Raw genomic sequence first — 16,499 nt, 5'->3', positions numbered from 1 at the left:
GCGTGCCCCGGCTGTCCCCTAAACTTCGCCCCCACCTCGCCGGGTGGGGGCTTTTGGCGATCGTCGTCTTTGTCCTGCAGTTCGGGCACAACACCCAGGTCGCGGCCGACACCAAGCACGACCTGCTGGTCAACCCGGCGGGTTTCCTGCGCGGGGCGCTTTCCCCCTGGACGGATGCGTTTACCCTGGGCCAGCTACAAAACCAGGCCTACGGTTATCTCTTCCCGCACGGGCTCTTCTTCCTAGCCACCGATCCCCTGCCGGAGTGGGTGGCGCTGCGCCTGTGGTGGCTGCTGGTGACCGGCGTGGGCTTTTCCGGGGCCTTCCTGCTGGCCCGGCGCGCCACCGACGCGGGGCCGGGGTGGTCCTTTGTCGCGGCGCTGGCCTACGCGCTTTCCCCGCGCGTGCTGACTACGCTGACCACGATCTCCTCGGAGACCTGGCCGGTCATGCTGGCGCCTTGGGTGCTGGTGGCCTGCCTCGCCCCGCGGTCGGCGCGCTGGCAATGGGCCGCCGCGGTCATCCCGGTCGCGCTGATGGGCGCGGTCAATGCCACGGCCACCTTGGCCGCCTGCGTGCCGGCGGCGGTGGTCTTGCTCTGCCAGCGGCGCTGGCGCTTCTTCGGCGCCTGGCTGGCCGGCTGCGCGCTGGTCAGCGCCTGGTGGATCGTCCCGCTACTGGTGCTCGGGCGCTTTGCGGCGCCCTTTACGGAATTCATCGAGTCGGCGTTCGTCACGACGCGCTGGCTCAACCTGGCCGAGATTCTGCGCGGGACGACCAGCTGGTCCCCCTTCGTCGACACCGAGCGCACCGCCGGCGTGCTGCTGGTGGCCGAGCCCGTCTTCGTCCTGGCGACCGTGGCCGTGGCCGCCGCCGGCCTGGTGGGCCTGTGCCGCCTGCCGCGGACGTGGTCGGTGGTGCTGATAGTGGGCATCGCGGTGCTGGGCACCAGCCTGCCGGCTTACCGGGAGCTGCTCGACGGGCCGCTGGCCGCGCTGCGCAACCTGCACAAATTCGATCCGCTGGTGCGCCTGCCGCTGGTGCTCGGCCTGGCGCAGCTGGGCGCGCGCCTCGGCTGGCCGCGGACCTTGCGCCCCGACCGGCGGCAGACCGCCGGGCTGCTGCTGGCCGTAGTGGTGGCGGCCAGCGCGTTCCCGGCCCTGTCCGGGCGCCTGCTGCCGCGCGGGACCTACGAGGAGGTGCCGCAGTACTGGGAAGAGGCCGCCGAGTTCCTCAACGAACACGCCGCCGGCACCCGCACGCTCATCTACCCGCCCGCGTCCTTTGCCCGGCAGGACTGGGGCTGGACCCGCGACGAGCCGGCGCAGCCGCTGCTGGAAGTCCCCTGGGCCGTCCGCGACGCGATCCCACTTATCCCGCCGGAGACCATCCGCGGCTTGGACGGGATTACCGCGGCCCTAGAACACGACGCGGCGGCGAGCGCGAAGGCCCTGCAGCGCCTGGGCATCGGCGCGGTGCTGCTGCGCCACGATCTGGATGAGCCGGCGGGCGGGGATAGCTCGGTGCGCGCGGAAGACCTGCCGGGCACGGTCCACACCTTTGGCGAGGTGGACGTGGTGCTGCTCGATCCGCAGCAGAACCTGCAGGTGGCTAACGCCGCCCCCGTGCGCGTGGCCGGCGGCGGCGAAGTCCTCGCCCTGCTGGACATGGTGGACGCGCCCGGCGCGCGCGAGCTCGTCGACGCGGATGCCGACATCGTGACCGATACGCCGTTGCTGGTCGACCGCAACTACGGCACGCTGGACGGCCCGGTCTCCGCGCCGTTGGCCGAAGGCGATAGGTCCCGGGTCCACAACCGGCTGCGCGACTACCCCTCGGCGGGCCGGGCGGTGGCGGTCGAAGAACACGGCGGCCGCGTGGTCGCGGAGTCCTCGGCCGCCGATGCCGACTCCTTCGGCGGCGCCGATCCCGCCCGCTCCGTCACCGCCGCGGTGGACGGGCAGGAGGATACCGCCTGGTGGCCGGCCCCGGGACAGACCGGCTGGCTGGAGCTCCAGGCCTCGCAGGGCGAGGTCTTCGCCTCCCCGGTGCTCAGGCTCACCGCCACCGACGACGCCCGCGCGACCGTCTCGTCCGGCTCCGCCTCCGTCGAAGTGGAGCTTAGCGCCGGCGAGGAAACCACGGTGCGCGTGCCCGGCGGCGACAGCACCGCGGTGCGCATCACGCCGCACGAGCGCGTCGGCATCAACGCCGCCGAGGTCGCCGGCCACCCCATCGAACGCGTCGTGACGGTACCGGATACCTCACCCGACGTGGAGGCCTTCTTTTTCCAGCGGCTGACCGTGGACACGGGTACTATCGTCCGGGACTTCACCGCGCCGCGGGACATGGAGCTTCCCCTCCGCGCAGGTGCTGGATCCGACGCCGACAAAGACGCCGACAAAGACGCCGACAAAGACGCCGACGAAGACGCCGAGGCGCCGGCGGTGCGCATCGACGGCCGCGACTACCGAACGGGTGAGACGGTGCGGCTGCCGGCCGGCACGCACCGGCTGGAGACCGCGGCGGCCTGGGTCCAGCTGGGCGAGCTGCCGCGCACTCCCTTTGAACCTACCGGGGAGGCTATCGCGCCGGCAGACCACGAGCGCCTGCTGATTACCGGGCGCGCGTACAACGCCGGGCTCAACGGCTGGCTGGACGATGCCCCGCTGCAGGCCCGGCAGGTGGACGCGGCCACCCAGGCTTTTGTCATTCCGGCGGGCGCGAGCGGCACCTTCCGCATGACCTTCGCGGCGACCGGCGCCTACCAGGCCGGCCTTCTCGGCGGCGGGGCGCTGGGGCTGCTGACGGTTATCGCTTGCGCGGTGGTCTGTTGGCGCCGGCGCGGCGAGCACGTGCCGCGCTCCTTCCCAGCCCCGCCCCGGGCGCTGTGCCTAGTACTGGCCGCGGGCGGGCTCGCGCTGGTGGGCTGGCCGGCCCTGCTGGCCGGGATAGCGGCGTTCGCGGCGGTGCGCTGGACGACGCTGCCGGCCCCGGCCCTATCCGCCGCGCTGCTGGCGGCCGCCGGGGCGATGCTGGCCCGCGCACCCTGGCCGAGCGCGGGCTATGCCGGCGATTCGGTGCTGGTCACCGCCCTGTGCGCCGGGGCGATCGCCTGCGTGTTCGCCGCATCTTCCCGCACCGGCCACAGCGCCCGCACCACCCGCGCGCCGGGGCGTTCCACCCATTCGTAGCCGACGGCGCTGACCACTACCGTGCCGGCCACCGTGGCCAGCCACACGAGGACGAAGTTAATGGCCCCGCCGCTAAACAGATCGAATCCCAGCAGCGGGAAGACCAGGTCGAGGACCGCCACGTGCCAGAGGAAGATGCCATAAGACCAGACCCCGGCCGCCTGCAGGGGCGCGGATTCCAGTACTTTCGAGCGCGGTGCGAAGACGAAGGGCAGCACCACGCAGGCGGCGAAGGCCCCGCCGACCAGGATGCGGCGGGCGAATTCGTCCGGGTCCGGGTGGGCCAGCCCGCGCGGGCCGAACCACTCCCGGCTGGCCAGCCAGATGCACCCGGCGGCCAGGCCCAGCCACGGCCAGCGCCACCTGGCGGCCCGCTGGACCCAGGCCGGCACGCGGCCTTCGGCCTCGGCGGCCAGCATGCCCACGGCGAACCACAGGGTATAGGCCGGCGGCCAGATCTGGGTGTTAATCCCGTCTGGGTCCGCGTTCGCCACGAAGGGCAGCCACGCCCAGCCCAGGCTCACCGCGGCCCAGGCCGCAATCACCAGGCAGCGCACCCGGCGCCCGCCCGGGAGGAGATCGGCGGCAATGGCCAGCAGGGGCATCGTTAGGTAGAAGGCGATCTCCACGCACAGCGACCACAGGTGGGTCAGCCCGGGGGCCAGGCCCTCTGGCCAGAAGATCTGGGTCGAGGTGAGGTTGGCTATCACCTGCTGGAGGCTCACCCCGGCGGCCGACGGCAGGAAGGCCAAAACCGCGGTCACGCAGACCAGGTAGGCCGGCGCGATGCGGGCGGTGCGGCTGCGGTAGTAGCGCGACCAGCCGCGGGCGGCGTAGCGCTCCCGCCGGCGCCACAGGACGAAGGCGCTGAGCGCGAAGAAGACCGCCACGAAATAATCGAAGCGCTCGGCCCAACCCCAGCCGGTGCCGGTCTGGAAGCTGACGTGGGTAACGATGATGCCCAGCGACGCGACCGCCCGCAGACCGTCTAGGGCGTCGAGCCGCTGCGGTAAGGTGTTATGCACGTCGGTGTGGGGCACAGCAGGCTGGCGGTGCTTCGCGTGAGCGTGCGGCACGCTGCCTCCTTCCCTCGCCGGGGCATGTTCGCTTTGGGGTTTTGCCCGCAAGCGCCCGTGCAACCAGAACCTGTAACTTTCCGTGATTGGACATGATACTGCAATGAAGCGCTTCCTCCGGCTCCGCGGCCGCCTGTTCTGGACCGTGGTGGCGGCAGCCTGCGCGCTCATTATCGGCGCGGTGGTCCCCGCGATGTATGAGAACCAGACGCGCCAGCTCTCCCGCGACATCGACTACCAGGTAACGGCCACCTCCCCGGAGTCAATGGTCCTGGACTACCAGGCCTTCCGCGCCGGGAAGCCGAATTCGCAGCGCGCCGCCGGCCCCGAGTGCGCCCCGGCAAAGCTGGCCAACGGCCAGACGCAGTACCCGCTGGCCTGCTTCATCCGGGACGTGCCGGTAGACGTCGACCGCCACACCCAGACCGGCAAGGCGGACGACTCCACGCTGGCCAGCTCCGAGTCCGAAGTCACCGCCCTCATCGATGGCCACCTGGCCGCGCGCGTGAGCGAGTCCTCGGTGCTGAACCGGGAGTCGACCTTCCCGGCCTCCGGGCCTTCGACCGCGCTGACCATGTCGCTGGGCGAGGGCGGCGACGAAGTCACGGACCCCGGCTTCGAACGCGACGGGCTGCAGTACTTCTTCCCCGCCGACACCGAACAGCGTTCCTACCCGCTCTACGACCCGCTGCTGCACAGCTCGGAACCGCTGGACTTCTCCGGCACCGAGAAGGTAGACGGCATCCCCACCTACACTTTCCAGCAGGACCTGCACGGCCGGGAGCTCGACCCGGAGGTAGAAAAGCTGCTGTTTTCCGCCTTCGCCGGCACGAGCGCGGGCGCGGAGGAGGCCACCGAGGTCGTCGGCCCAGCCAAGAACTTCTATTCGCAGGCCGACATGGAGCGCTTCGACTACCAGCCGGAGGACACGGTCGTGCTGGAGCCGTATTACTCGGTCAGCCGCACGGTCTGGGTCGAGTCCACCACGGGCACCATCGTTAACGCCGTGACCCACGTGGACATCAGCTTTGCGACCTCCCCGCAGGAGGCGGCCCAGCTCGATGCGACCGACCCGGCGCGCGAGCGGGCCGTGGTCAACGCGCGTCTCGAGTGGAGCCCGGAGAGCCAGCAGCGCGCCCTGGACAAGGTCGCCAGCACGGTCAACATGACCAAGGCCATGTCGATCCTCGGCTGGGGTGGCAAGGCCCTGGGCGTGGTCCTGCTCATCATTGCCGCGCGGATGTACATGCGCCGCCGCGCCGGCGAGGCGAGCTAACCGCCCGCAGGTCCGCCCATGCCGCGCCTTTCTCCCGCCAGCCGCCCAGCCGCGGTGCGCGCGGCCTGCCTGGTCGCGGTCGCCGCCGCGTGCATCGCCAGCGTTACCTGGCCTTTCCTCCTGCCGGGCGAGCTTGTCTGGCGGGACATGGTCGTACCCGCGGACATGGCGTTAAGCCCCGCCAATTTCGGCGGCGGGGATCTGCCCGCCCGGGCGCTCCCCCAGGACGGGCTGCTCGCCCTAGCCGCCCAGCTCGTGCCGGCGCATTGGCTCGTGCGCGCGCTGGTCATCGGCGCGGCCGTCGCCGCGGCCTGGGGCGGCTGGCGCCTGACCAGGTTGTGCGCTCCGGCGCCGCGGCAATCTTCGGAACCTGTGGTTGACCGGCGCCTGCTGGGCCCGGCCGCGGCCATCGCGGTGTGCGTTCTCAACCCCTTGGTGGTCGAGCGGCTCCTGCAGGGCCAGTGGTCCATCGCGGTGGCCGCCTGGCTGGGCCCCGTCATCGCCGCGGCGGGCCTGGCCGGCCGGCGGCCCGGGCAGTGGGCGGCCATGTTCGTCTCCTCGCTGACGCCGACCGGCGCGCTGACCGGAGCGCTCATGGGCATCGCCACCGCGCGCCGGCGGCTGGCCACGGCCCTCTACGGCCTGGCGCTGTGCCTGCCGTGGGCCCTGCCCGGGCTGTTGGGCGTCGTGCGCGGGACCGCGCCGGGGATGGATGCGGCCGCGGCCGTGGCGGCCTTCGCGCCCCGCGCTGAGGCCCACGCCGGGCTGCTGGTGACCGTGCTCGGGCTGGGCGGGGTCTGGAACGCAGAGGCCGTGCCCTCCTCCCGGCAGGCCGGCTTCGCCCTTTTCGGCGTGCTGCTCATCGCCGTGGTGGCGCTCGGCTGGGCCCGGCTTTCCCGCGCGGGTCGGGGCGCGGGCTCGCTGCGCTGGCCGGCGGGCGGTGGGGCGCTGCTTGTCCTGGCCGCGCTCGGGTTGGGCGGGGTCCTGCTCGGTGCGGTATTCCCCGGCGCGCTGGTCTGGGTCGTGGACACGGTGCCGGGCGGCGGGTTGCTGCGCGATAGCCAGAAATTCCTGGCCTTGGCCGTGCCGGCCTACGCGGTGGGCCTGGGCGCGGTGCGCGGGCCGGTTGCCACGGCCGGGCTCGTGGCCGTGGCCCTCTTGGTCCCCGACGCCGCCCGGGCGGTGGCGCCGCTGCAGCCGCGGCCGGCGGGTACGGACAGCGCCCTGGTCCACCAGCTGGGCGGCCGGGACGCCCTCTTCGTCGACCGGCCGGAGCTGGTGGAGATCCCCGGCGGCGTGGCCGTGGACCCGTATGCCAAGGTCGCGGCGAAGGTCCAGTCCGGCGCGTTGCGCGTCGACGGCGCAGTCGTGGACTACCCGGCGCCGCGCTGGGTGGCCGCCCAGCGCGCGTGGCAAGACCGCGACTTGCGGCGCCTGGAGCGCCTCGGCGTGGGCGCGGTCGTGGAGGGTGGCCAGATTATCGCCGAGACCGACGCCGGCCCGCAGCCGCGGCCCTGGGGCCTGGTTGTGGCCTGGCTGTTGACCCCGCTGGCGGCCGGGCTTATCGTGCGCTGGTTGTACCGGTCACGCGCTCGAGCAAATCCATAAACCGGCGGCCGGTGGTCTCCCAGGAAAACTGGGCGGCGAATTCTTCCGCGCCGGCGCCGAGGCGCTCGCGCTCGGCCGGGTCGGCGATAAGGTCCCGGGTGGCCTGGAGGAGCTGCGCCGGGGTGTCCACCAGCCGGCCGGTGACCTGGTCGCGGACGCTGTCGCGCAGGCCGAAGGAATACCCCACTGTGGGGACCCTATGTTGGGCCGCCTCCATGACGGCCAGCCCCCATCCTTCCTTGCGGGAGGGCATAAGGTGCAGGTCCGCCTGGGCCAGCAGGGCGTGCTTGTAGTCCTCGGTGACCTGGCCGCGGAAACGCACTCGCTCGCCCAGGCCCAGCTTTTCGGCGTACTCGCGCAGGCTGTGCTCCCACCAGCCGGAGCCGACGATGTCCAAGACCGCCTCCGGGATCTGCGCGACGGTGTCCATGGCGTGCTCGATCTGCTTGTGCGGCACCAGCCGCGACAGGGTCACCAGGTGGATGGCGGCCTCGCGCTCCAGGCGCGGCACGTGCGGCGGGATGGGGTCCACGCCGTTTTCGATGATCTCGGCCCCCTGCACGCCCAGGGTCTCCAAGTCCTGGCGGGAGGCCGGCGAGACGGTCACGTACGGCGCGCCGCGGTAGACCGCCGGCGCCACGCGGGACTCCAACCACCAGCCCAGGCGGGCCAGCACCGGGCCGGCCACGGGCCACTGCTCCTTGTGGAGGTGGTGGGTCAAAAGGACCGTCGGCACCCCGGCGACGGGGCGGGCGAAAAACGGGATGCCGTTTTGGGTATCGACCACCACGTCGATGCCGCGCAGCGGGCCCAGCCCCACCCGGCCGGCCAGGATGGCGGCCAGGGCATAGGGGTAGACGCTGTATTTGCCGCCCACGCGCCAGTAGTTCACGCCGTCGCGCTTGTCGTGCCGCGCGCCGTTCATGTGCCGGGAGGTCCAGTAGATGACCTGGTGGCCGTGGGCGGCGAGGTATTCGCCGACCCGCTCCAGGTAGCGCTCGGAGCCGCCGCCCTGGGGGTGGGTGGAATCGCGCCAACAGAGTAGAAGTATTTTCATGTCGAGCTACTAGCCTAGTGGCTATGCGCTACACCCGAGCCCTGGCCACGCTGAGCAGATCCTGGCAACTCCTGCGGGCCTTCCCGCAGGAGCAGACCAACCCCGCCGCCTTCTACGGTCCCCTGGCCGAGGACACCGCCGAGCTCATCGGGCGGCTGGCTCACGATTCCGGACTTGCCCTCCGCGGATGCTCCGTCCTCGACGTCGGCGGCGGCCCGGGCTATTTCGCCGCCGCCTTCGACCGCCGCGGCGCCCGCTACATCGGGCTGGAGCCCGACGCCGGGGAGATGTCCGCGGCGGGACTGAAACTGGCCAACAGCGTGCGCGGCGACGGCACCCGGATGCCCTTTGCCGACGGCACCTTCGACGTGGTGTATTCCTCCAACGTGGCCGAGCACGTGCCGGACCCGGAAGCGTTGGCCGAGGAGATGCTGCGCGTGACCCGCCCCGGCGGCCTGGTGGTGCTCAGCTACACCGTGTGGCTGGGCCCTTTCGGCGGGCACGAGACCGGCCTGTGGCAGCACTACGTGGGCGGGGCGTTCGCTAGGGACTACTACACCCGCCGGCACGGCCACCCGCCGAAAAACGTCTACGGCACCTCGCTCTTCGCGGTCAGCTGCGCGCGCGGGCTGCGGTGGGCCGAGAGCGCGCAAAAGCGCGGGGACGCCGAGCTGTTAGTGGCGTTCCCGCGCTATCACCCGCGGTGGGCGTGGTGGCTGACCCGCGTTCCCGGGGTGCGGGAGTTTCTGGTCAGCAACCTGGTGCTGGTGCTGCGCGCCAGCGCCTAGACCCTTTAGGCGTTGTGGTGAGCCTCCACGCGCGACTTCAGGGCGTCGAACTGGTCCCAGACCTCCTGCGGGACGCGGGAGCCCAGGAAGTTCAGGTAGTCGGAGTTGTCCTGGATGTCGCCGGACCAGTCCTCGGCGTGGACGGCCAGGGCCTGCTTGACCTTGTCGATCTCCACGTCCAGGCCGTGCAGGTCCAGGTCCTCGGCGCGCGCGGTGGAGCCGATGATGGTCTCCTCGGCGCCGACGTTGCCCTCGATGCGGTCGATGATCCACTTGAGCACGCGGGAGTTCTCGCCGAAGCCCGGCCACAGCATCTTGCCCTCGTCGCCCTTGCGGAACCAGTTGACCAGGAAGATGGCCGGCATGCGGTCGCCGCCCTTTTCGCCCATGTTGACCCAGTGCTGCAGGTAGTCGCCGGCGTTGTAGCCGATGAACGGCAGCATGGCCATCGGGTCGTGGCGCAGGGCGCCGACCTTGCCCTCGGCCGCGGCGGTCTGGCCGGAGGCCAGCAGGGAGCCGATCATGGTGCCGTGGTTCCAGTCGAAGGCCTGGGTGACCAGCGGGACGGTGTCGGCGCGGCGGCCGCCGAAGAGGATGGCGTCGATCTTCACGCCCTGCCAGTCGTCGTACTCCGGCGCGGCGGTCGGGCACTGGGAGATCGGCACGCAGTAGCGGGAGTTCGGGTGGGCAGCCTTGGTGGCCGAGTCCGGGGTCCAATCCTCGCCGGTCCAGTCGATGAGGTGGGCCGGGGCGTCGCCGTCCATGCCCTCCCACCAGACGTCGCCGTCATCGGTGAGCGCGACGTTGGTGAACAGGGTGTTGCCCGGCTCCATGGTCTTCATGGCGATCGGGTTGGAGGCGTAGTTGGTGCCCGGGGCCACGCCGAAGAAGCCGTTCTCCGGGTTCACGGCGTACAGGCCGTCCTCGCGCAGGTGCAGCCAGGCGATGTCGTCGCCGACGACCTCGGCGCTCCAGCCCGGGATGGTGGGCGTGATCATCGCCAGGTTGGTCTTACCGCAGGCCGACGGGAAGGCGGCCGCGATGTGGTAGTTCTTGCCTTCCGGGTTGGTCAGCTTCAGGATGAGCATGTGCTCGGCCATCCAGCCCTCTTCGCGGGCCATGACGGAGGCGATACGCAGCGCGTAGCACTTCTTCGCCAGGATGGCGTTGCCGCCGTAGCCGGAGCCAAAGGACCAGATCTCCTTGGTCTCCGGGAAGTGGGTGATGTACTTGGTCTCGTTGCACGGCCAGGCGACGTCCTCCTCGCCCTCAGCCAGCGGGGCGCCGACGGAGTGCAGGGCCTGCACGAAGGCACCATCGGTGCCGATCTTCTCCAGCGCTTCCGCGCCCATGCGGGTCATGATGCGCATGGACAGGACCACGTAGGCCGAGTCGGTCAGCTGCACGCCCAGCTTCGGGTCCGGGTCGTTGATGGGGCCCATGCAAAAAGGCACGACGTACATCGTGCGGCCGCGCATGGCGCCGCGGAAGGCGTCGGTCATCTCTTCCTTCATCGCGGCCGGCGGGGCCCAGTTGTTGGTCGGGCCGGCGTCTTCCTCGTTCTCCGAGCAGATGAAGGTGCGGGACTCAACGCGGGCGACGTCCGAGGGGTTGGAGCGGGCCAGGTAGGAGTTCGGGCGCTTTTCCTCGTTGAGCTTGAGCAGGGTCCCCTTCTCCACCAGCTCGGCGGCGAGCCGGTCGGCTTCTTCCTGAGAGCCGTCTACAAAGACCACTTGGTCCGGCTGAAAAAGCTCCACGTTCTCATTGATCCACGCGATAAGCTCCGGGTTGTCAGTCGGAAGTTGTCCAACAAGGCCTTTAATTTCGGCGGTCATCTAAAGTCTCCTGGGGTTATTTCTTCACGTTGTCAGACTTAAGCCATGACTTATGTCTTAGAGGGCATTCCACCTCCAGCGTAACGCGCCTGCCGACGCAAGTACCGACAATTCGCCGGGCACTGGATATATCCACACTGTTTACCACAACTTAACCGAGGGTACGCCATACCGTCACCGGCAATCTCATAGTTTTTATACCCCCGTCCGGGGGATCGACCCGGCGGGCCGAGCCGCCGACCTACTCATGGCGCCACCCCCAAGCAGCCCGCCTTCGCCCGGCCGGTCATAACCGGCACCCTCCGCGCGCGAATTCGGCCGCAGCTTGCGGCCTATTCCTTATGTCCTTTCCCCACTGCCGGCTCTGCGGGCGGCTTTGCCGCCGCCGGCGGCGCGGCAAATTGCCAACTGCGCTGGCTAAGTGAACAATAGACCACGATGGATAACTCTAGTAACACCCCCGCCGCCGTGGGCGAGATGCCGCCGGGCCGCCCGCTGCAGACCGAGTTTAACGACGGGCTGGACTACCCGCGCCTGGGTAACGTGACCTTCCGTCGTGGCAGCCTGACCGACAACCAGCAGGCGCTTTTCGCCGAGCACTGGCCCCGCCTGGGCCGGGTGCTGGAAGACGAGCGGATCGATATAGAGGAATGGTTCGGGCGCAGCGGCGCCAAGACCGTGGTGGAGATCGGCTCGGGTACCGGCACCTCCACCGCGGCGATGGCCCCGCTGGAGCAGGACACCAACATCGTCGCCGTGGAGCTCTACAAGCCGGGCCTGGCCAAATTGCTGGGCCAGGTGGTGCGCCAGGACATCGACAACATCCGCATGGTGCGCGGCGACGGCATCGAGGTGCTCGCCCGCATGTTCGCGCCGGAGTCACTGGACGGCATCCGCGTCTTCTTCCCGGATCCGTGGCCGAAGGCCCGGCACCACAAGCGCCGGATCATCCAGTCCGGGCCGCTGAACCTGTTCGCCTCCCGCCTCAAGCCGGGCGGGGTGCTGCACGTGGCCACCGACCACGCCGGCTACGCCGAGTGGATCGATGATCTCGTCGAGGTCGAGCCCGCCCTGCGCTACCGCGGCTGGCCGTGGCCCGAGTGCCCGCAGCTGACCGACCGCCAGGTCATCACCAAGTTCGAAGGCAAGGGCCTGGACCAAGACCACGTTATTAAGGAATACCTCTGGGAAAAGAGGCCGCAGTAATGACTACCCGTAAGCTGCTGCTCGTCTGGGACGCGCCCAACATGGACATGGGGCTGGGCGCCATCCTGGGCGGGCGCCCTACCGCCGCCTTCCGCCCGCGCTTCGACGCCATCGGCCGCTGGACCGTGCGCGAGGCCTGGGACCTAGATGCCCAGCCGCACGCCGCGGTCTTTACCAACGTCACCCCGGGCGGGGCGGACGTCATCCGCCCCTGGGTCGAGGCCATCCGCAACGTCGGTTTCGCCGTCTTCGCCAAGCCCAAGGTCCACGACGACACGGACGTGGACCCGGACATGCTCGATTACATCGCGGAAAACCGCGACGAGCTCGCCGGGCTGGTGGTCGCCTCCGCCGACGGCCAGAATTTCCAGGAGACCCTGGAAGAGCTGGCCGACGAGGGCGTGCCAGTCACGGTGGTCGGCTTCCAGGAGCACGCCTCCTGGGCCGTGACCCACCCGGTCATCGACTTCGTGGACTTGGAGGACATCGACGGCGTCTTCCGCGAGCCGCTGCCCCGAGTCAACCTGGACAACCTGCCCGACGGCGGCGCCTGGCTGCAGCCTTTCCGCCCGCTTTCTGCCTTGCTCGACGAACGCTAGGAGCCGCATGTTTTATAGCTGGGGCCGTTTTTCTTATGCCCACCGCAAGCTCATCCCCGTTATCCTGATCGCGCTGATCCTGGCTCTGTTCGCTATCTTCGGCACCCGGCTGGAAGACCGCATGAGCCAGGAGGGCTGGGAGGATCCGGGCGCGGCCTCCACCGTGGCTGCCGAGCTCGAGCAAACCACCTTCGGGCGCGACAACAACGGCGACGTCATCGTCATGGTGGAAAACCCGGACGAGAACTTCGACGCCGCCCAGCAGTACTTCGCCGATCTCAAGGCGCAGCACCCGGATCAGATTTCCCACCTCAACAGCTACTTCGACAAGAAGAACCCGAATTTCATCAACGAGGACGGGACTTACGCCTTCACTGCCATCGGGCTCAAGGGCGACGCGGAGCAAACGCTCAAGGACTTCCGCGCCATCGAGCCGGCGCTGCACGAGACCGACCTGCCCGTGCAGGTCGCCGGCGCGACCGCGGTGGCCGACGCCCTGGACGACGGCATGTCCAACGACATCTCCCGCGCGGAGAAGGCCGCCCTGCCGCTGGTCGGCCTGTTGCTGCTGGTGGTCTTCGGCTCCGTCGTGGCGGCGTTCATGCCGCTTATCGTCGGTGGCCTGTCCATCCTCGGCTCGCTGGGCATTTTGTCGATCCTGGCCGGTTTCCTGCAGGTCAACGTCTTCGCCCAAGCGGTTGTCACGTTGCTGGGCCTGGGCCTGGCCATCGACTACGGCCTGTTCATGGTCTCCCGCTTCCGCGAGGAGCTCGACCGCGGCCGCAGCACCCAAGACGCCGTGGCGATTACCACCGCCACCGCCGGCCAGACGGTGGTCTTCTCCGCGGCCATGGTCGCCGTGGCCCTGTCCGGCCTCTTCATCTTCCCGCAGGCCTTCCTGAAGTCCGTGGCCTACGGCTCGATCTCCGCCGTGGGCCTGGCCGCACTGCTGTCCGTGACCGTGCTGCCGTCGCTGTTCGGCCTGCTGGGCAAGAACATCGACAAGTGGTCCATCCGGCGCACCAAGCGCACCGCCCGCCGCCTGGAGGAGACCTGGTGGTACAAGCTGCCGGCGTGGGCCATGGGCCGGGCCAAGCTGATGACCGTGGGCATTTGCGCCCTGCTCATCGCGCTGACCATCCCGCTGATCAACATCGCCTTCGGCGGCATCAACGAGTCCTACCTGCCTCCCAGCCAGGACACCCGCGTCGCCCAGGACACCTTCAACGAGGAATTCCCCACCTTCCGCACCGAGCCGGTCAAGCTGGTGGTCGAGGGCGCCGATAACCAGCAGCTGGCCGACGTCTACCTCCAGGTGCGCGACATGGACGGCCTGACCGAGCCGATGAGCCCGTCCACGGCCACCAAGGACGGCATCACGGTGCTCTCCGCCGGCATCCAGGACCGCGACGACTACGCGGACATCGTCCACCAGCTCGAGGCCGTCGACGCCCCGGAGGGAGTCAACCTCTACGTCGGCGGCACGCCCGCGATGGAGGTCGAGTCCCTCGACGCCCTCTTCGACAAGCTGCCGTGGATGGCCATTTACATCGTCGTGGCCACCTTCATCCTCATGGCCCTGGTCTTCGGCTCGGTGGTCCTGCCCGCCAAGGCCATCATCATGACACTGCTGACCCTGGGCGCGACCCTGGGTATCCTGACCGCCATGTTCGTCAGTGGCGTCGGCGCGGATCTGCTCAACTTCACGCCGGGCCCGCTGATGAGCCCGATCCTGGTCCTCATCATCGCCATCATCTACGGCCTGTCCACCGACTACGAGGTCTTCCTGGTCTCCCGCATGGTCGAGGCCCGCAAGAAGGGCGCGACCACGGACGAGGCCATCTCCTACGGCACCGCGCACACCGGTGGCATCATCACCGCCGCCGCGCTCATCATGATCGTGGTGGCCGGCGCGTTCGGTTTCTCCGACATCGTGATGATGAAGTACATCGCCTTCGGCATGATCTTCGCCCTGTTCATCGACGCGACCATCGTGCGCATGCTCCTGGTGCCGGCCGTCATGCACCTGCTGCGCGAGGACAACTGGTGGGCCCCGCAGTTCATCCACCGCGCCTACGAGAAGCTCGGCCACGGCAAGGAGCCGGCCGCCGCCCAGCCGGCACCCGCGGCCCCTGCGGCCCCTGCGACCGCACCGCAGCGCACCACGCGGGAGGAAGGACACTGGGAGGAGATGCCGGCCCAGTCCGGGGCCGTCCTGGCTACCGATGCCGACGACTCCACCGACTACGAGCGTGAATCCGCGCGCGAGCCCGCACCACAAGAAGAGCCCGCAGCCCAGCCGGCCGCGGACGATGAGCGCGATTATCCGGCGCGGGGCAACCGCAACACGTCCACCGATGATTCCCTGGTACCGTTTAGCGAGCTAATGAAAAGACTAAACAACGACCAGGGAAGGAACTAGGCGTTGAAGAAATGGCTGCAGTGGGTCGCCGCGCTTGTGATTCTCGCGGTGCTCATCTGGGTCTTTCGCGATGAGCTGGACTTCCTCCAGGACGGGTTCCGGCGGCTGCGCACCGCCGACCCCTTCGCCGTAGGTTTGGTGATCATCGCCTCCCTCGGCGCCATCGTCGCCATGGCGGAGGTCATGCGCGTGCTGATCCGGGCCGGCGGCGTGCCCGTCCCGCTGCAGGAGACCACCGCCATCACGCTGGCCTCCAACGCCTGGTCCACTACCCTGCCGGCCGGGCCGGCGTTTTCCGCCATCCTCACCTTCCACGTCCAGCGCGGCTGGGGCGCGTCCGTCGCCCTGGCCGGCTGGTTCTTCGTGCTCTCCTCGGCGGTATCCACCATGTGGTTGGTGCTCATCGGCCTGGGCGGGGTGGTCTTCCTCAACGCGCAGATGCAGGTGCTCTCCCTGCTGCTGACCCTCACGGCGGTCGTCGCTCTTTGTGGGCTGGTCTTCTGGGTTTCCAACCACCCGCGCACCATTGAGCGCTGGCTGTCCCGGCAGAAACTCCTGCGCGGCGGCAAACGCGACGCGCTCATCAAGCAGGTGCGCAACCTCTCCGAGGTCCACCTGAACCGCTGGCAGTTCGCGCAGGTTGCCGGGTATTCCCTGGCCAATCGGCTGCTGGACATGGCCTCCCTGTGGGCGTGCGTGTGGGCCATCACCGGGGACGTCCCGGCCCTGCACGCCGGGGAGGACCAGACCACCCTGGCCGGCGTCGCCCTGGCCTACCTGACCGCCAAGCTGGCCGGCTCCGCGCAGGTCACCCCGGCCGGGCTCGGCACGGTCGAGGCCGCCATCATCGCCACGCTGGTGGCCACCGGCCTGACGGCTATCGATGCCACCGGCGCCGCCGTCGTCTACCGCCTGATTTCTTTTGCCCTCATCACCGTCATCGGCTGGATCGTCTACTTCTGGCACTATGCTCGGAATGGACTGACCTATGCCGCCCTCAACCGAAAGGATCACGCCGATGCGTCCCGCACCGCTGCTTGATATCGTCGCCATCATGCTTTTCGCGCTCTTCGCGCGAATCGCCCACCCGCCCTTCACCTTCACCGGGCTGCTGGCCGCCTTCTGGCCCTGGGCCGTGGGCGCGTTGCTGGGCTGGGTGTTCATCACCAGCATCAAGGCCTCACCCGGCCGCTGGGTCGAGGGCGCCATCGTGTGGTGCTCCACCATCGTCGGCGGCATGATCTTGTGGTCCATCGTCAACACCCAGCTGCCGCACTATACCTTCCTACTGGTCGCCTCCATCATGTCCGCCCTGCTGATGTTCGGCTGGCGCGCCATCGCCGCCTTCCGCGCCCGCCGCGCCGAGGTCGCCGAGATCAACGCCCAGCGGGCACAGCGCGCCCGCACCCGGACCGCTACCCGCCCGCCGCGTCGCTAA

11 protein-coding genes and 1 pseudogene are annotated in these 16,499 nt (G+C 69.6%); 9 read left to right on the top strand and 3 right to left on the bottom strand.

Annotated features, from left to right (window positions below; translation table 11 throughout):
- Window positions 1–2: 2 nt before the first annotated feature.
- Window positions 3–1,808: pseudogene (locus QQS53_RS11730) on the top strand (alpha-(1->3)-arabinofuranosyltransferase domain-containing protein); the annotation flags it as partial.
- Between the two features lie 1,256 nt (window positions 1,809–3,064).
- Here QQS53_RS11730 and QQS53_RS11725 read toward each other — a convergent pair.
- On the bottom strand, window positions 3,065–4,270 hold the full coding sequence (locus QQS53_RS11725; RefSeq protein WP_472775989.1) for an acyltransferase family protein: 1,206 nt from the start codon (window positions 4,268–4,270) through the stop codon (window positions 3,065–3,067).
- Window positions 4,271–4,373: 103 nt separating this feature from the next.
- On the opposite strand from QQS53_RS11725, the gene QQS53_RS11720 reads away from it, so the two are divergent.
- Window positions 4,374–5,546, top strand: a complete 1,173-nt coding sequence (locus QQS53_RS11720; RefSeq protein WP_472775988.1) for a porin PorA family protein — start codon at window positions 4,374–4,376, stop codon at window positions 5,544–5,546.
- Window positions 5,547–5,564: 18 nt separating this feature from the next.
- Entirely contained in the window at window positions 5,565–7,154 is a 1,590-nt protein-coding gene (locus QQS53_RS11715) for an MmpA family trehalose lipid delivery protein (RefSeq protein ID WP_472775987.1), read from the top strand.
- Here QQS53_RS11715 and QQS53_RS11710 read toward each other — a convergent pair.
- Window positions 7,108–8,211: a glycosyltransferase family 4 protein gene (locus QQS53_RS11710; protein ID WP_472775986.1), complete on the bottom strand. Its 1,104-nt coding sequence runs from the start codon at window positions 8,209–8,211 to the stop codon at window positions 7,108–7,110. The two genes, QQS53_RS11715 and QQS53_RS11710, sit on opposite strands and share 47 nt — an antisense overlap.
- A gap of 23 nt (window positions 8,212–8,234) precedes the next feature.
- On the opposite strand from QQS53_RS11710, the gene QQS53_RS11705 reads away from it, so the two are divergent.
- Entirely contained in the window at window positions 8,235–8,999 is a 765-nt protein-coding gene (locus QQS53_RS11705) for a class I SAM-dependent methyltransferase (protein ID WP_472775985.1), read from the top strand.
- A gap of 5 nt (window positions 9,000–9,004) precedes the next feature.
- Here QQS53_RS11705 and QQS53_RS11700 read toward each other — a convergent pair whose 3' ends face one another.
- Window positions 9,005–10,834, bottom strand: coding sequence for a phosphoenolpyruvate carboxykinase (GTP) (locus QQS53_RS11700; protein ID WP_472775984.1), 1,830 nt, complete (start codon window positions 10,832–10,834; stop codon window positions 9,005–9,007).
- A 438-nt stretch (window positions 10,835–11,272) separates the two neighbouring features.
- Here QQS53_RS11700 and trmB point away from each other — a divergent pair, with 438 nt between their 5' ends.
- Genes trmB through QQS53_RS11675 form a run of 5 tightly spaced genes read left to right on the top strand, consistent with a single transcriptional unit; the run spans window position 11,273 to window position 16,499 of the window.
- Window positions 11,273–12,040, top strand: coding sequence for a tRNA (guanosine(46)-N7)-methyltransferase TrmB (gene trmB / locus QQS53_RS11695; RefSeq protein WP_472775983.1), 768 nt, complete (start codon window positions 11,273–11,275; stop codon window positions 12,038–12,040).
- Window positions 12,040–12,639 carry an NYN domain-containing protein gene (locus tag QQS53_RS11690; RefSeq protein ID WP_472775982.1) on the top strand — a complete coding sequence of 200 codons (600 nt, stop codon included), beginning with the start codon at window positions 12,040–12,042 and terminating at the stop codon, window positions 12,637–12,639. The genes trmB and QQS53_RS11690 overlap by 1 nt, the downstream gene beginning before the upstream one ends.
- A gap of 7 nt (window positions 12,640–12,646) precedes the next feature.
- Entirely contained in the window at window positions 12,647–15,061 is a 2,415-nt protein-coding gene (locus tag QQS53_RS11685) for an MMPL family transporter (protein ID WP_472775981.1), read from the top strand.
- Window positions 15,062–15,064: 3 nt separating this feature from the next.
- Complete coding sequence (locus tag QQS53_RS11680; protein WP_472775980.1) at window positions 15,065–16,102, top strand: lysylphosphatidylglycerol synthase transmembrane domain-containing protein; 1,038 nt, start codon at window positions 15,065–15,067, stop codon at window positions 16,100–16,102.
- Window positions 16,080–16,499, top strand: coding sequence for a DUF3054 domain-containing protein (locus tag QQS53_RS11675; RefSeq protein ID WP_472775979.1), 420 nt, complete (start codon window positions 16,080–16,082; stop codon window positions 16,497–16,499). The genes QQS53_RS11680 and QQS53_RS11675 overlap by 23 nt, the downstream gene beginning before the upstream one ends.

Source organism: Corynebacterium sp. 2571A (genome assembly GCF_055700935.1).
Note: the sequence above shows the minus strand (reverse complement) of the source record. Positions and strands in the feature narration are given on the sequence as shown.